The 16,206-nt window shown below is 73.2% G+C and carries 9 protein-coding genes; 6 read left to right on the top strand and 3 right to left on the bottom strand.

Going from position 1 to position 16,206, the window contains the following annotated elements; genetic code table 11:
- The first annotated feature begins 8 nt into the window (after positions 1–8).
- Both ACGH7X_RS12755 and ACGH7X_RS12750 read left to right on the top strand, forming a co-directional pair.
- The gene (locus ACGH7X_RS12755; RefSeq protein ID WP_399884762.1) at positions 9–4,529 is read left to right on the top strand and encodes an HAD-IC family P-type ATPase; all 4,521 of its coding nucleotides are present in this window, start codon (positions 9–11) and stop codon (positions 4,527–4,529) included.
- 112 nt (positions 4,530–4,641) lie between these two features.
- Positions 4,642–5,208: a hypothetical protein gene (locus ACGH7X_RS12750; RefSeq protein ID WP_399884760.1), complete on the top strand. Its 567-nt coding sequence runs from the start codon at positions 4,642–4,644 to the stop codon at positions 5,206–5,208.
- Positions 5,209–5,256: 48 nt separating this feature from the next.
- Here the strand turns inward: ACGH7X_RS12750 and ACGH7X_RS12745 are convergent, their stop codons facing one another.
- Complete coding sequence (locus tag ACGH7X_RS12745) at positions 5,257–6,702, bottom strand: MFS transporter (protein WP_399884758.1); 1,446 nt, start codon at positions 6,700–6,702, stop codon at positions 5,257–5,259.
- A 107-nt stretch (positions 6,703–6,809) separates the two neighbouring features.
- Between ACGH7X_RS12745 and dusB the strand changes: the two genes are divergently transcribed.
- Positions 6,810–7,976 (top strand): tRNA dihydrouridine synthase DusB, encoded by a 1,167-nt coding sequence (gene dusB, locus ACGH7X_RS12740; RefSeq protein WP_399884756.1) that lies wholly within the window; start codon positions 6,810–6,812, stop codon positions 7,974–7,976.
- Between the two features lie 48 nt (positions 7,977–8,024).
- Here the strand turns inward: dusB and ACGH7X_RS12735 are convergent, their stop codons facing one another.
- Entirely contained in the window at positions 8,025–9,908 is a 1,884-nt protein-coding gene (locus tag ACGH7X_RS12735; protein WP_399884754.1) for a CDP-alcohol phosphatidyltransferase, read from the bottom strand.
- 480 nt (positions 9,909–10,388) lie between these two features.
- On the opposite strand from ACGH7X_RS12735, the gene ppdK reads away from it, so the two are divergent.
- Positions 10,389–13,133 carry a pyruvate, phosphate dikinase gene (gene ppdK, locus ACGH7X_RS12730; RefSeq protein ID WP_399884752.1) on the top strand — a complete coding sequence of 915 codons (2,745 nt, stop codon included), beginning with the start codon at positions 10,389–10,391 and terminating at the stop codon, positions 13,131–13,133.
- 248 nt (positions 13,134–13,381) lie between these two features.
- A complete protein-coding gene (locus tag ACGH7X_RS12725) occupies positions 13,382–14,593 on the top strand; it encodes an acyltransferase family protein (RefSeq protein ID WP_399884750.1) in 1,212 nt (403 codons plus the stop codon).
- A 31-nt stretch (positions 14,594–14,624) separates the two neighbouring features.
- Here the strand turns inward: ACGH7X_RS12725 and ACGH7X_RS12720 are convergent, their stop codons facing one another.
- A complete protein-coding gene (locus ACGH7X_RS12720) occupies positions 14,625–15,083 on the bottom strand; it encodes an LAETG motif-containing sortase-dependent surface protein (protein ID WP_399884748.1) in 459 nt (152 codons plus the stop codon).
- A 183-nt stretch (positions 15,084–15,266) separates the two neighbouring features.
- Here ACGH7X_RS12720 and ACGH7X_RS12715 point away from each other — a divergent pair, with 183 nt between their 5' ends.
- Positions 15,267–16,199, top strand: a complete 933-nt coding sequence (locus ACGH7X_RS12715) for an oxidoreductase (protein WP_399884746.1) — start codon at positions 15,267–15,269, stop codon at positions 16,197–16,199.
- Positions 16,200–16,206 lie beyond the last annotated feature (7 nt).

Below are 16,206 nucleotides of genomic sequence, written 5' to 3'. Positions count from 1 at the left end.
GGACAGCCGTGGTCGGCGGGCTGCTGACGCGTTCCCAGGACGCCGTCACCGGATTCGTACTGGCCGGCCCCCGGCTGCTCGCGCGCGGCACCGCGCCCGCCGTGGGCGCCGCGGCCGGTGCGGCGGTGGGCACCGCACGGGCCGGTGTGCGCGGCGCCGACTTCGCGGCGCGGGCGGCACGGGTCGCCCGCGCGGCGCTGCCGGGCGGCACCCGGGACTGGCGGGCCGGACCCCGGGCGCACCTGGCGCTGCGGCCGGCCGCGACGGACGAGGTGCGCCGGGCGGGCGGCACGGAACACGTGGCGCGGCGGGTGGCGGCGGCGCTGGCCGAGCATCCGGACGTGCTGCTCGCCTACTGGGACCCCGGCCTGGCCAGGCTGGTGGTCACCGCGACGCAGGACGCGCTCACCGACCGCGTCGTGGACCGCGCCACCGAGATCGCCGAGCGCCACGGACTCACCCGTACGGACCAGCAGGACCAGCAGGACCAGGATGGCCTGGCCGACCTGGACGGCCTTGACGACCTGGTCGAAGAGGCGGTCCATCCCGGTGACCCGGCGTCGGTGCGCGTCGCGGCGGCCGCCCTCGGGGCCGACGTGCTGGGCATCGCCGCCGCCGTGACCGGCGCGCGCCTGCGGCTGCCTCCCTCGCCCCGCCTGGTCACCGCCGTCGCGACGCTGCTGCGCGAGAACCCGGCCTTCCGCGCCTGGCTGCGCGAGCGGCTCGGCGACCACCGCATGGACGTGGCGCTGGCCGCCGCCAACGCGGCCGTTCACGGCGCCGGGCAGAGCCCCACCTCGCTGGTGCTCGACGGGGCGCTGCGCGTCTGCCAGTTGACGGAGGCGGTGGCGCGGACGGCGGCCTTCGAGGTCGTGCACGACCAGCTGTGCGTGCCGGGCCGGGGCAGCCTGCCCGCCGCACCCGCCCTGCGCCCGCGGCCGCGCACCTCCCCGGCCCAGGACTACGCCGCCCACGCCTCGGCGGGCAGCGTGGCGGGCGCCGCCGCGACCCTGCTGGTCAAGCACGACGTGGCGGAGGCGGCGGAGGCGGTGCTCGCCGGTTCGCCCAAGGCCGCGCGCTACGGGCCCGCCGCCTTCCACGCCGTCCTGAGTGCCGCGCTGTCCCGCACCGGCGTGCTCGTGCGCGACCCCGGGCGGCTGCGGCAACTGGAGATGGCCCGCACGGTCGTGCTGCACCCCAGCGCGTTGCGGGTGCCGGACGCGGGCGCGGACCCGTGGACCGAGGACGTGCTGGACGCGGCGCGGCGGGCGGGCCTGCGCGTGGTCATGGTCGAGGACCCGGCGCTGGCCGACTTCACCGGCCTCGCCGACCAGGTCGTCGGCGCCCGGCGCCCGCTCGGGGACGTGGTGGCCGGACTGCGCGCCGAGGGCGGCGTCATCACCGTCGTACGGCCGCTGCCCGGCGACGACGGGACGGTGCTGGCGGGGCTGCTCGCCGGGGACGTGGCCGTCGCGCTGGCCGACACGGACGGTCCGGTGGCCTGGGGTGCGGACGTGCTCGCGCCGCAGGGGCTCGCCGACGTGTGGCGGCTGCTGCGGGCGGTGCCCGCGGCCCGTGCGATCGGGCACCGGTCCCAGACGCTGGCCCGGTCCGGGGCCGCGCTGTCCGGACTGCTGGTGGCGGTCGGCGAGGCGCGCAGCAGGCGCAGGGGCGGCATGTCGACGCTGCTGGGGATGCGGCACGCGCCGGTCGACGCGAGCGCGGCGCTGGCCCTGCTGTCCGGGACGCGTGCCGCGCTCGGCGTGGCGATGGCCCGCGCCCCGCACCCCCGGGCCCGGGTGGCGTGGCACACGCTGGACCCGGACGACGTACGGGACCGGCTCGATCGGGAGCGTGAGCCCGAACCGACCGCCGTGGAGCAGGCGTTGGCCCGGCTGCACGCGGTCGCCGACCGGGCGGGCCGGGTCCGGGTGCTGGCCCCGGTGCGCTGGTCGTGGCAGCTGGCCCGCGCCGTACGGGGGGAGTTGGACGACCCGCTCACCCCCGTGCTGGCGGTCGGCTCGGCCGCCTCCGCGATCCTCGGGTCGGTCGTGGACGCGCTGCTCGTGGTCGGGGCGCTCGACCTGAACGCGCTGGTCGGCGGCTTCCAGCGGCTGCGTGCCGAGCGGGCGCTGTCCGGGCTGCTGGCGGAGCAGAAGCAGAAGGCCCGCCTGGCGGAGGGCCCCGCGCGGGCGGGCGGGCCGACCGAGTCCGACGGCGCGGCGGGGGAGCACGCCGACACTGCGCGGTCCGGCGGCGGCGGTGCCGTCCCGGCCGCGGGAACGCCGCTGCCGCGCGTCCGGGCCTCGGGGCCGGACGAGACCGCCGTGGAGGCCGAGCCGCGCATCGTGGACGCCGCCCGGCTGCACCCCGGTCACGTGATCGAGCTGAAGGCGGACGACGTGGTGCCCGCCGACGCCCGGCTGCTGTGGGAGGACGGTCTGGAGGTGGACGAGTCCGCGCTGACCGGCGAGTCGCTGCCCGTGGACAAGTCCGTGGACCCGTCGCCCCGCGCCCCCGTGGCCGAGCGGTACTGCATGGTCTTCGAGGGCACGACGGTGGTGGCCGGACGTGCCCAAGCGGTCGTGGTCGACACCGGGGACCACACCGAGGCGGCGCGGGCCGTCGCCCTGGCCGCCCGGACCCCCGCGGCGGCCGGGGTGCAGGCCAGGCTCCAGGAGCTGACCCGCAAGGCGCTGCCGCTCACCCTGGCGGGCGGGGCCGCGGTGACCGGTCTGTCGCTGCTGCGCGGGGCGCCGATCCGGCAGGCGGTCGCGGGCGGGGTGTCGGTGGCGGTGGCCGCCGTGCCCGAGGGGCTGCCGTTGGTGGCGACGGTGGCGCAGCTCGCGGCGGCCCGCAGGCTGAGCCGCCGGGGCGTCCTCGTGCGCACCCCGCGCACGCTGGAGGCGCTCGGCCGCATGGACACCATCTGCTTCGACAAGACGGGCACCCTCACCGAGAACAGGCTGCGGCTGACGCGCGTCGCGGGCGCCGACGGCACGGTCCGCCGGGCGGGCGACCCGGGCGCCGCCGACGCCGTACGGATCGCCGCGCGCGCCTGTCCCCGGCTCAACGGCGACGGCGCCCGGCCCACCCACGCCACCGACGAGGCCGTCCTGGACGCGGCCGGGGACGACCCCGAGTGGACGCAGGACGAGGGACTGCCCTTCGAGACCTCCCGCGGCTACGCCGCCGCCGTCGGACGCGAGGGCGGAACCGGCCCCGCGGTGCTGGTGGTCAAGGGCGCCCCGGAGACGGTGCTGCCCGCCTGCGCCGGCCTGCCGTCGCACGCCTCCGAGGCGGCGCAGCGGCTGGCCCGCGACGGGCTGCGCATCATCGCGGTGGCGCGGCGGGTGCTGGCGAAGGGCGAGAAGGCCGCCGACGTCCTCGAACAGCAGCCCTCGAAGCTGGAGTTCACCGGACTGCTCGCGCTGGCCGACGTGGCCCGTGAGACGTCCCCGGCGCTGGTACGGGGGCTGCGCGAGGCGGGCGTACGGCCCGTGGTGCTGACCGGCGACCATCCGCAGACCGCCCGCGCGATCGCCGTCGACCTGGGCTGGCCCGAGGACGCGGTCGTCGTCACCGGCGACGAACTCGCCGCCGCCGACCGCACGGCACGCTCCCGGATGCTGCGCGACGCGGACGTGGTGGCCCGGGTGGCGCCCGAGCAGAAGCTCCAGGTCGTCGAGTCCCTGCGGGACGCCGGAAGGGTCGTCGGCATGGTCGGCGACGGCGCCAACGACGCCGCCGCGATCCGGGCCGCCGACATCGGCGTCGGCATCAGCGCCCGCGGTTCGGCCGCCGCCCGCAACGCCGCCGACCTGGTGGTCACGGGCGACGACCTGCTGGTGCTGGTGGAGGCGGTGCGGGAGGGCCGGGCGCTGTGGCACAGCGTCGCCGACGCCATCGCCATCCTGATCGGCGGCAACGCGGGCGAGGTCGGCTTCGGCATCCTCGGCACGGTGCTGGGCGGCGCCGCCCCGCTGTCCACCCGCCAGATGCTGCTGGTCAACCTCTTCACCGACCTGTTCCCGGCGATGGCGGTCGCCGTGACGAAGACGGGGGATCCCGAGCAGGAGGCCGCCGACGCGGGCGCGCCGCTCGGTACGGCGGTACTGGGCGAGCCCCTGCTCCGGCAGATCAGGCACCGGGCCCTGACCACGGCGCTCGGGGCGACCGCGGCCTGGCTGTTCGGCCGGTTCACGCCGGGCACGGCGCGCCGCTCGACGACCATGGCCCTGTGCGCGGTGGTCGGAACCCAGCTCGCCCAGACCCTCGCCGACCGCCGCGACAGCCGCCTGGTCCAGGTCACGTCCCTCGGCTCGGCCGCCGCGCTGGTCGCCCTCGTCCAGACCCCGGGCGCCAGCCGCCTCTTCGGCTGCACCCCGCTCGGCCCGGTCGCCTGGACGGGCGTGGCCGCGGCGATCGCCCTGGCCCTGGCGGGGCAGCGGGCGCTGCCGGGTGTGGAGGACGCGATCGTGAAGTACTGGCCGAAGCCGGCGGAGCGGTTGCCGCGGGCGGTGCGGTGAGGCGGTGGGTACCGCACTGCCCGGCGGCCGGTGCGGCGGAAACCCGGTGTGGTGGCACCGGGCACGGGAGCATGATGCGCGGATTCGTCGTCGCCGACCGAAAGGTATGCCGGTGCTTCCTCCGGACGAGATCAGGGCACTTCTTCGTGAACACGACGACCCGAGCCGACGGGAACGCCCCCGCGACTTCGACCTCGAGGTCGCGGCGCACCGGTTCGCCCGGCTCACCGCGGCACTGGAGGAGCGATTCGCGCCGTCCGGCAGCAGCGGCCTGTACCAGGACGCCAGTGCGTACGGCGTGTTCTCGGTGTCCCCGCAGGACACCGACGCCGGCACAGACACCGACGCCGGCACAGACACCGACGCCGGCCTGTGGGTCGAGCTGAGCAACTTCGGCGGCTTCGTCACCGCGGGGACGGGCCGCGACTGGAGCGAGCCCGGCGCCGCGGACGGCCTGAGCCGCGCGTTCGTGACGTGGCTCGACGAGCTGTGCACGGGCGCAGGGTGTGTCCTCGTCCCGCTTCGGATCCTGCTCGAGCCGTACGAGGGACCCACCCCGACCCTCGCGGACGACGACCGGATCTTCCTGGAGGCGCTGGCGGCGGCCGGCTACGACGACGCGGGCGGTGAAGAGGTCACGCCACCGGTCTGGGCCGACCGGTACTTCCAGTGGGTGTAGCGGCACTGACGACTTCCGGCCCGCCCCCGCTCACGCCCCCGCCCCCGCTCACGCCCCCGTCCCCGCCGCCTCCCGTACCTCCGGCGACGCCAGGCGCTCCGCCGTCCGGTCCGCCGTGCGGTGGGCCCAGCGGCCGGTCGTGACGGCGCCGAGGACGAGCACCGCGAGGCCGCAGGCGGCCAGGATCCACCAGCCGGGGCGCGAGGCGGAGACGAAGGTGTCGCGGTACGACGAGGCGCCCACGCCCGCCGCGAGCACCGCGCCGACCACCGCCACGCCCAGCGTCTGGCCCAGCTGGCGGCTGGTGGAGGCGACGGCCGCGGCGACCCCCGCCTGGGCGCGGGGCATGCCGGAGACGGCGGTGTTGGTGATGGGCGCGTTGACGAAGCCGAAGCCGACGCCGAACAGGACGTAGCCGATGAAGAGCGTGACGTCCGACGTCTCGGCCTCGAAGGCGGCGAACAGCGCCCCGCTCACGGTCAGCGCGCCGCCCGCGATCAGCAGGGGCAGCCGTGGCCCCCGGCTGCCGACCAGCCGCCCGGACAGCGGCGCGCACAGGAAGGTCGGGACGGCCATCGGCAGCATCCACAGCCCGGCCTCCAGCGCGCTCAGTCCGCGCACGTTCTGGAGGTACAGCGTGGACAGGAACAGGAAACCGCCCAGCGCGGCGAACGCGCTGATCGCGATGACGGTCGCCCCACTGAACGGCGCCGACCGGAAGAAGCGCAGGTCGATGAGGGGTTCGGCGCGACGGGGCTCGTAGCGGAGCAGGCCGATCAGCGCCGCCACCGCCAGTGCGGCGAACGGCCCCACCGTCGTGAGCCCGGCGTTCGGCGCCTCGATGATCGCGTACGTGAGGGAACCGAACAGCACGATCACCATCAGCTGGCCCAGCGGGTCGGGGCGGCGAGCCTTCGGTGCGCGGGACTCGGGGACGAAGCGCAGGGTGAGGAGGAGGGCCGCGAGGCCCACCGGCAGGTTGACCCAGAAGATCGAGCGCCAGCCGACCGACTCCACGAGCACGCCGCCGACCAAGGGTCCCGCGGCCATGGATATGCCGACCACCGCGCCCCAGACACCGATCGCGCGGGCGCGTTCGCGCGGGTCGGTGAAGGTGTTGGTGATGATCGACATCGCGACCGGGTTGAGCATCGAGCCGCCCACCGCCTGCATCATCCGGAAGACGACCAGCGAGGACAGGTCCGGCGCCAGCGAGCACAGCAGCGAGCCGAGGGTGAAGATCACCAGGCCGGTCATGAAGACCCGCTTGCGGCCGATGCGGTCGGCCGTGGAGCCGGACAGCATCAGCAGCGCGGCCAGCACCAGCGTGTACGCGTCGACCGCCCACTGGAGGCCCGAGGTGCTCGCGTGCAGGTCGCGCTGCATGGCGGGGAGGGCGACGTTGAGGATCGTGTTGTCGATACTCACGATCAGCAGGCTCATGCAGCAGATGGCGAGCACGAGCATGCGGCGGCGGTGGGTCAGCTCGGGCATGGCCTTCATCGTACGCCCATATCGATAGTGCGGTTAACTAATTACCGATACATGGTCTTCGTCCACAGGGGCGACGGGCACCGCCCCGCGTACGTGACAATGGAGGAATGTCCACGCTCACCACGCCCGCCCCCAACACCACCGCCGCGCCCCTGCGGATCGGCCCGCACACCGTCGCACCGCCCGTGGTGCTGGCGCCGATGGCCGGGATCACCAACGCGCCGTTCCGCACGCTGTGCCGGGAGTTCAGTGGTGGCAAGGGCCTGTTCGTGAGCGAGATGATCACCACCCGCGCGCTGGTCGAGCGCAACGAGAAGACCATGCAGCTGATCCACTTCGACGCGACCGAGACGCCGCGTTCGATCCAGCTGTACGGCGTCGACCCGGTGACCGTCGGCAAGGCCGTCCGCATGATCGCGGAGGAGGGCCTGGCCGACCACATCGACCTGAACTTCGGCTGCCCCGTGCCCAAGGTGACCCGCAAGGGCGGCGGCTCGGCCCTCCCGTACAAGCGGAACCTGCTGCGTGCCATCGTCCGCGAGGCCGTCACCGGCGCCGGAGACCTGCCGGTCACCATGAAGATGCGCAAGGGCATCGACGACGACCACCTCACCCACCTCGACGCCGGGCGCATCGCCGTCGAGGAGGGCGTCACCGCCATCGCCCTGCACGGCCGCACCACCGCCCAGCACTACGGCGGCACCGCCGACTGGGACGCCATCACCCGCCTCAAGGAGCACGTCCCGGAGATCCCCGTCCTCGGCAACGGCGACATCTGGTCCGCCGAGGACGCGCTGCGGATGGTGCGGGAGACCGGCTGCGACGGCGTCGTGGTCGGCCGCGGGTGCCTGGGGCGGCCGTGGCTCTTCGCCGACCTGGTCGCCGCCTTCGAGGGTCGTACCGACGCCTTCGTACGGCCGACCCTGCGCGAGGTCGCCGACGTGATGGTGCGGCACGCTACGCTGCTCGGCGAGTGGATCGGCGACGAGGCGCGCGGCGTCATCGACTTCCGCAAGCACGTCGCCTGGTACCTCAAGGGCTTCGCCGTCGGCTCCGAGATGCGCAAGCGGCTCGCCGTCACCTCCTCCCTGGAGGCGCTGCGCGCCGGGCTCGACGAACTCGACCTCGACCAGCCCTGGCCCACCGGCGCCGACGGCCCCCGCGGCCGCACCTCCGGCAACAACCGGGTCGTCCTGCCGGACGGCTGGCTGAAGGACCCGTACGACTGCGCGGGCGTCGGCGCGGACGCGGAGCTGGACACCTCCGGCGGCTGATCGGCCCCTGACCCGTCGGCCCCTGACCCGTCCCTGACCGTCCCTCGGTCAGTCCTTGGTCGGGTGCGGGGTGGAGCCGTACGCCGTCAGGAAGCGGTCGCGGAAGGAACTCATCTTCCACACCGGGGCGTCCTGGGCCGGCTTGAGCCCCTCGGTCCAGTTCCAGTCGTCGATCGCGTCGAGCACCTTTGGATCCTTGGCGACGATTGACACCGGGACGTCCCGGCTCGCCTTGTCGCCGCTGACGCGGGCGAGCGGCTGGTGGTCGCCGAGGAAGACGAGCACGGTGTCGTCGGTGCCGTAGCGCTCCAGCCACTGGGTGAGGCCGGTGACCGAGTACTGGATCGACTTGCCGTACTCCTCCTTCGAGCGGGCCGAGTCGGCGATGATGTCGGACGCCTTCACGCCCGAGGCCTCGATGCCGTCGTACACCGACCCGTCGCCCACCTCGTCCCAGCCGACCATCTTCGGGATCGGCGCCCAGGGCTGGTGGCTGGAGGTGAGGATGACCTCCGCCATCAGTGGCTTGTCGCGCTTCCTGCCGTGCTCCAGCCGCTGGAAGGCCTCCAGCGCGTACTGGTCCGGCATGGTCGACCAGCTGAACTTCGGCCCCTGGTAGCCCACCTCGAACGCGTCGTAGACCTTGTCCAGCCCGTACCACTCCGACTCCGGCCAGGCCTTCTGCACCCCCGGCATCACCCCGACCGTGTCCCAGTCGCCGGTCTTCTGGAACGCCTTGGTGAGGGTGAGGTGGTCCCCGGCCGTGACGGTGCGGTAGCGCTGCTGGTTGTCCACCCACAGGCCCGACATGAACGTGGAGTGGCCGAGCCAGCTGCTGCCGCCGTACGTCGCCGAGGTCAGCCAGCCGCTGCGGGCCTGGAAGCCCGCCTTCGCCAGCGCCGCGGTGCTCGTGTCCAGCGTCCGGTCGACACCCGGTGCCATCACCGGGTCCTCGATGGCGCTGCGGCCGTAGCTCTCGATGAACGTGAAGATCATGTCCTTGCCCCGCAGGTCCGGCACCAACTGCGCGCCGGGCGTGCCCCCGAAGCGGTCCGCCTTCGCCTCCTTCGCGAAGGCCGCCTCGTCCCGCAGCGTGTCCACCACCCGGTGCGCCTGCGCCTCCATCGCCCCGGAGGCGCTCCTGGTGGCGACCGGCACGCCGAAGGTCTGCACGCCCAGCGCCGCGCAGGTCATCCACACGGTGGCCGCCATCAGCGCGCCCCGCGCCGCCCGCTCCCGGTTCGCGGCGAGCAGCTCGCCGAGCCGGACCGCCGCCAGGGCCATGAGCACCAGCAGCAGCACGACCAGCACGACGGCGCCCACGGCGGCCCAGGTCGCAGCCGCGCCGCCCATCGAGTCCGCCACGTAGGACTGGGCGTCGTCGAGCAGACCCCAGTCCAGGACGAGGTTGAAGCCCCGCCCCAGGTACTCGGTGAAGCCCATGTCGAGCAGGTTCACCACGGTCAGCGCGCCGAGGACGGTCCCGAACAGCGCCGCTCCGACCAGACGTGCCGTGCGGGGGAGGCACAGCAGCAGCACCGCCGCGATGACCGCCTCCGCCGGGATCCGTGCGAAGCGGTTGGGCTCCAGGGCCACGAAGGTGTTCGGCAGCAGCAGCGCACCGAGCACGAGAACGGCCGAGAGCGCCGTCGTGGTACGGCGGACGACGAGGGCGGCGAGCGGGTGCCGGGTGCGCCAGGCACGCCAGTGGGCGAGGCGACCGGGCTCGGCGGCGGCCTGCGGCGCCTCGGCGGCGCTGTCCGGCTCGGCGGTCTCCTCCGGCTCGGCGGCGTTCTCGGTGTCGATCGCCGCTCCGGGGTCGTCGGGCTCGACCGGCTCGTCGGGCTCCTGCGCGCTCTCGCCGGGCTCACCGGGTTCGTACGGCTCCTCGGCCGGGGTCGGTGACTGGCGAAAGCGTGTGAAGACAGGCACCCGGAGGTCCTTCCGTACGAAACCCGGTGGACGGCGGGCCCGGCGAGGGGGCCGAACCCGCCGCAGTGTCGTACGTCCGCGGCGGACGGTCCGTTCACCGGTCCGCATGGTGAAATCCGGCGGCCTGTGGCAGCGTGATTCTCGCCACCTCTGATAGGAGTGGCGCTCAGATGAGCGGATCTTGAGCGACTCCACTTCTCCAAGGTGTGGCACTGAGTGCCAGGCGTTGATCGTTCATCGATCGAACTCAAACGTATGGAATGCCGCTCAAGTGAGCGCCGAGCGGAAGGTCCGGGAGTTCGTACGTTCAAGAAGTGAAAACACAAGTGGCGGATCGCTTGCCAAGCCTTGACTTTCGATCCGCTGGCGGACGGGTGGTTACAGGCGCATGACGCGCAAGTGGACGTACCCAGGTGCCTTTGATCTGGGTACATTCCTCGCCGTCAGGGCAGCCACCGCGTCCTCGAGGAGTCGAGACCCGTGTCGGAAAACAAAGATCCCCAGGTAGCGAACGCGGCGAAGTTCGTTTACGACTTCACCGAGGGCAACAAGGACCTCAAGGACCTCCTCGGCGGCAAGGGTGCCAACCTCGCCGAGATGACCAACCTGGGTCTCCCGGTCCCTCCCGGCTTCACGATCACCACCGAGGCCTGCAAGACCTACCTCGACAGCGGCGAGGAGCCCGCGGCACTGCGTGACGAGGTGAGTGCGCACCTCGACGCCCTCGAAGCGAAGATGGGCAAGAAGCTCGGCCAGGCCGACGACCCGCTCCTCGTGTCGGTGCGCTCCGGAGCCAAGTTCTCCATGCCCGGCATGATGGACACCGTCCTCAACATCGGCCTCTCCGACAAGTCGGTGCAGGGCCTGGCCAAGCAGGCCGGCGACGACCGGTTCGCCTGGGACTCCTACCGCCGCCTGATCCAGATGTTCGGCAAGACCGTCCTCGGGGTCGACGGCGACCTCTTCGAGGAGGCGCTGGAGGCGGCGAAGTCGGCCAAGAAGGTGGCGGTCGACACCGAGCTGGAGGCCGCCGACCTCAAGAAGCTCGTCACCAAGTTCAAGAAGATCGTCAAGACCGAGGCCGGCCGGGACTTCCCGCAGGACCCGCGCGAGCAGATGGACCTCGCGATCAAGGCGGTCTTCGAGTCCTGGAACGGCGAGCGCGCCAAGCTCTACCGCCGCCAGGAGCGCATCCCGCACGACCTCGGCACCGCCGTGAACGTGTGCTCCATGGTCTTCGGCAACCTCGGCCCCACTGCCACATCGCGAGGGGGCGGCACCGGCGTCGCCTTCACCCGGGACCCCGCCTCGGGACACCAGGGCGTCTACGGCGACTACCTCGAGAACGCCCAGGGCGAGGACGTGGTCGCGGGCATCCGCAACACCGTCGCGCTGGCGGAGCTGGAGTCGATCGACAAGAAGTCGTACGACCAGCTGATGCAGATCATGGAGACGCTGGAGAACCACTACCTGGACCTGTGCGACATCGAGTTCACCATCGAGCGCGGCCAGCTGTGGATGCTCCAGACGCGCGTCGGCAAGCGCACGGCGGGCGCGGCCTTCCGCATCGCCACCCAGCTCGTCGACCAGGGCCTCATCGACGAGGCGGAGGCCCTCCAGCGCGTCAACGGCGCCCAGCTCGCGCAGCTGATGTTCCCCCGCTTCGACGACGACGCGAAGGTCGAGAAGGTCGGCCGGGGCATCGCGGCCTCGCCGGGCGCGGCGGTCGGCAAGGCGGTCTTCGACTCGTACACCGCCGTCAAGTGGTCCCGCTCGGGCGAGAAGGTCATCCTGATCCGCCGCGAGACCAACCCCGACGACCTGGACGGCATGATCGCCGCCGAGGGCATCCTGACCTCGCGCGGCGGCAAGACCTCCCACGCGGCCGTCGTCGCGCGCGGCATGGGCAAGACCTGTGTCTGCGGCGCGGAGGAACTGGAGGTCGACACCAAGCGCCGCCGGATGACCGTGCCCGGCGGGCACGTCGTCGAGGAGGGCGACGTCGTCTCCATCGACGGCTCCTCCGGCAAGGTCTACCTCGGCGAGGTACCGGTTGTGCCGTCCCCGGTCGTCGAGTACTTCGAGGGCCGCATGCACGCGGGCGCCGAGGACGCCGACGAGCTGGTCGAGGCCGTGCACCGCATCATGGCCTTCGCCGACCGCAAGCGCCGGCTGCGGGTGCGCGCCAACGCCGACAACGCCGAGGACGCGCTGCGGGCGAGGAGGTTCGGCGCCCAGGGCATCGGCCTGTGCCGCACCGAGCACATGTTCCTCGGCGACCGGCGCGAGCTGGTCGAGCGGCTGATCCTGGCCGACACGGAGGCCGTGCGCGAGGAGTCCCTGAAGGAGCTGCTGCCGCTCCAGAAGCAGGACTTCGTCCAGCTCTTCGAGTCGATGGACGGCCTCCCGGTCACCGTCCGCCTCCTCGACCCGCCGCTGCACGAGTTCCTGCCCGACATCACCGAGCTGTCGGTGCGCGTCGCGCTCGCCGAGTCCCGTCAGGAGCCGCACGAGAACGAGCTGCGCCTGCTCCAGGCCGTGCACCGGCTGCACGAGCAGAACCCGATGCTGGGCCTGCGCGGCGTCCGCCTCGGCCTGGTCATCCCCGGCCTGTTCACCATGCAGGTCCGCGCGATCGCCGAGGCCGCCGCCGAGCGCAAGGCGGCCAAGGGCGACCCGCGCGCCGAGATCATGATCCCGCTGGTCGGCACCGTCCAGGAGCTGGAGATCGTCCGCGACGAGGCCGACCAGGTCATCGCCGAGGTGGAGGCGGCCACCGGCGCCAAGCTCAAGCTGTCGATCGGCACGATGATCGAACTGCCGCGCGCCGCGCTGACCGCCGGCCAGATCGCCGAGGCCGCGGAGTTCTTCTCCTTCGGCACCAACGACCTGACCCAGACCGTGTGGGGCTTCAGCCGCGACGACGTGGAGGCCAGTTTCTTCACGGCCTACCTGGAGAAGGGCATCTTCGGCGTCTCCCCGTTCGAGACGATCGACAGGGACGGGGTCGGCTCCCTGGTCGCCTCGGCGGCGAAGGCGGGCCGCGCCACCCGCCCCGACCTGAAGCTCGGCGTCTGCGGCGAGCACGGCGGCGACCCGGAGTCCGTCCACTTCTTCCACGAGGTGGGTCTGGACTACGTCTCCTGCTCCCCGTTCCGCATCCCGGTGGCCCGCCTCGAGGCCGGCCGCGCCGCCTCGCGGTCCAGGGGCAGCGACCACCGCTGACCCCCGCGCGGGGCGAAGGCCCCGGAGCCGCCGTCTGTCACCCGACCACCCTCACCGATCGGCGGCGGCTCCGGATCACGCGAAAGGCGGCACCCTTGTGCGGGGGTGCCGCCTTTCGCGTGCCTCCGGCCGCCTTTTGTGACGCGTTCCACGGTGTGAATCGCCGTGTGGTGAGCAGCAGCAAAGCTGTCAGCGAAGTTTGAGGGCCGCGACGGCGGGCAGCGGCCGGCACCCGGAACGGTGGTTGGATGACCCAGACGGATCACAGGGAACCGGCCGGCACGACCGCCGCGGACGGGACCGGGGGCGAAGGCGCCCCCGGAGTGCCCGGTCCGCGGACCGGCGCCGAGGAGCGGGTCGCCGAGGCCGGTCCACCCGTTCGCAGGAACCGGCTCGCGGCACTCGACGGTCTCCGGTTCCTGGCGGCCCTGTCCGTGGTCTTCTTCCACTTCGTCGGCCAGGTGCCCTCCACGATGGAGACCATCTGGGGCCGTCCCGTCGGAACCGTCTTCCCCGGGGCGCACGGGTACTTCGCCTACGGCCGGCTGGGCGTCGAACTGTTCTTCCTGATCAGTGGTTTCGTCATCTGCATGAGCGCGTGGGGGCGCAGCCCGCGCGACTTCTTCATCTCGCGCGTCACCCGGCTGTACCCGATGTACTGGGCGGCCGTCGCGATCTCGGCGTGCGTGATCTACTTCATCGCCGACGACCCGTTCGGGACACCGCCCCCGCGTGTGATCTTCGCCAACCTGACGATGCTTCAGACGCCGCTCGGCGTGGACGACCTCGACTCCGTCTACTGGACGCTCTGGCCCGAGCTGTGCTTCTACCTCACCTTCGCGGTCGTGGTGTGGAAGGGCCTGACCTACCAGCGCGTGGTGATCTACTGCGGGCTGTGGACGGTCGCCGCGGTGCTGGCGCCCAGTGCCGACATCCACCTGCTGACGCTGCTGGTGAACCCGCCGTCCGCCCCCTACTTCATCGCGGGCATGGCCTTCTACCTCATGTACCGCTACCGTCCGACCCCGCTGCTGTGGGGCATCGTCGCCATGTCGTGGCTGGTGGCGCTGCACTACCTGCTGACACCCGACGGGGGCCGCCTGAACTGGGACTCCTGGCAGCCGGGGCGCGGCTGGCTGGTCCTGGTCATCACGGTGTTCTTCCTGCTGATCGCCGCGGTCGCCCTGGGCTGGACCAGCTGGATCCGCTGGCGCGGGCTGACCGTCGCGGGCACGCTGACCTTCCCGCTGTACCTGCTGCACGACACCATCGGCGTCAACGTCCTGCACCACTTCGGCGACCGGGCCGACCCGTGGGTGATGGTCGGGATCACCGTCGCCGCGCTGGTGGCGCTCGCCTACCTCGTGCAGCGGTTCGTCGAACGCCCGGTGGCCCGGGCCGCGCGGCGCTGGCTGAGCAGCGCCGCCTTCAGCCTCAAGCCGCCGGAGCGCCGCCGCTGAGCGGACGGCGCCCCGGCGGCCCCGAGCCGGATCAGGCCGCGCCGTCGCTCCGGCGCCGGCGGGTGGCCAGCAGCACTGCGCCGCCGGCGAGCACGACGACCGCGCCGCCCGCCGCGATGTACGGCGTGTTGTCGTCGCCGCCGGTCTCCGCCAGGTCGGTGCCCTGCTGCCCGGCGGCCTCGGCACCGCCGCTCGTCTCGCTCCCGGAGTCCTTCCCGCTGCCGGCGTCCGCGCCGTCGTCGGTGTCCTTGTCGCTCGCGGGCACGAAGCCGGCGGGGGGCTTGTCGCAGCCGACGCCGTCGTTGTCGCGGTCCAGGTGCGCGCCGTAGTGCTGGTCGCCCTTCGGGATGTTGGAGTACCCGGCGTCGTAGGCCGCGGTGCAGTTCTTGAACGGGTGGGCGCCGTCGTGCGCCTGTGCGGCGGCGGTCGGCAGGGCGGCCAGGGCCAGCGCGGCGACGGCCACGGCGGCGGGCTTGCGGAGCAGGTTCATCGAGAGTCCCGGGAATGGTGTGGATGGGCGGATATGAGGTGACGAAGCTATTGAGGTGCGTGAGATGTGGGAGCGATATGAAGGACTCGTGACGCGAACGTGACGTGACCGGACGGTAGCTCTCCGCTCAGGGCCGCCGGGCGCGTACGGTGAGACGGGTCCGGACCAGCGAAGGAGCCGCGGATGACCGGCTGGAACACGGGCGACATCCCCGACCTGGACGGGCGCGTCGCCGTCGTCACCGGGGCCAACGGCGGCCTCGGCTACGTGATCTCCCGGGAACTGGCGCGCAACGGGGCGTCCGTCGTCCTCGCCTGCCGCAGTGAGGCACGGGGGAGCGCTGCCGTGCAGCGCCTGCTCGGGGAGGTGCCCGGCGCCGCCGTGGAAGCGGCGCGGCTGGATCTCGGGGACCTGGCCTCGGTCCGGGAGTTCGCCTACGGGCTGCCGTACGAGCGGGTCGATCTCCTCGTCAACAACGCCGGGGTGATGGCGCTGCCCCACGGCACGACGACGGACGGCTTCGAGACGCAGTTCGGCGTCAACCATCTGGGCCACTTCGCCCTCACCGGGCTGCTGCTGCCCACCCTGCTCGCCACCCCCGGCGCCCGGATCGTGACCGTCTCCAGCTTCATGCACGCGCTGGCCAACGTCGATCCGCGCGACCTCAACAGCGTGCGGCGGTACGGGCGCTGGAGTGCCTACGCCCGCTCGAAGTCCGCCAACCTGCTCTTCACCCACGAGCTGGCGCGCCGGCTCGCGGCCCGCGAGGGCGCCTCGGACGTGCGCGCGGTCGCCGCCCACCCGGGATACGCCCAGACCGGTCTGCAGACCGCGGGACCCCGCGCCGAGGGGCGCAGGGTCGCCGAGCGCCTCGCGCGGCTCGGCAACCGGGTCGTCGCCCAGTCCGCCGAGGCGGGCGCGCTGCCCGTCCTGTACGCGGCGACCGCGCCCGGCGTCCCCTCCGACTCCTTCACCGGCCCCTCGTTCGCCATGTGGCGCGGGACGCCCGCACCGTCCTGGCGGGCGTCCTGGACCACCGACGACGTGACGGGGGAGCGGCTGTGGGCGGCCTCCGAGCGGCTGACGGGAGTCACCTACGAGGCGCTGAGGCCCTGATCCCGAG

Source organism: Streptomyces sp. BBFR51, from assembly GCF_044591655.1.
GTDB lineage: Bacteria > Actinomycetota > Actinomycetes > Streptomycetales > Streptomycetaceae > Streptomyces.
Note: the sequence above shows the minus strand (reverse complement) of the source record. Positions and strands in the feature narration are given on the sequence as shown.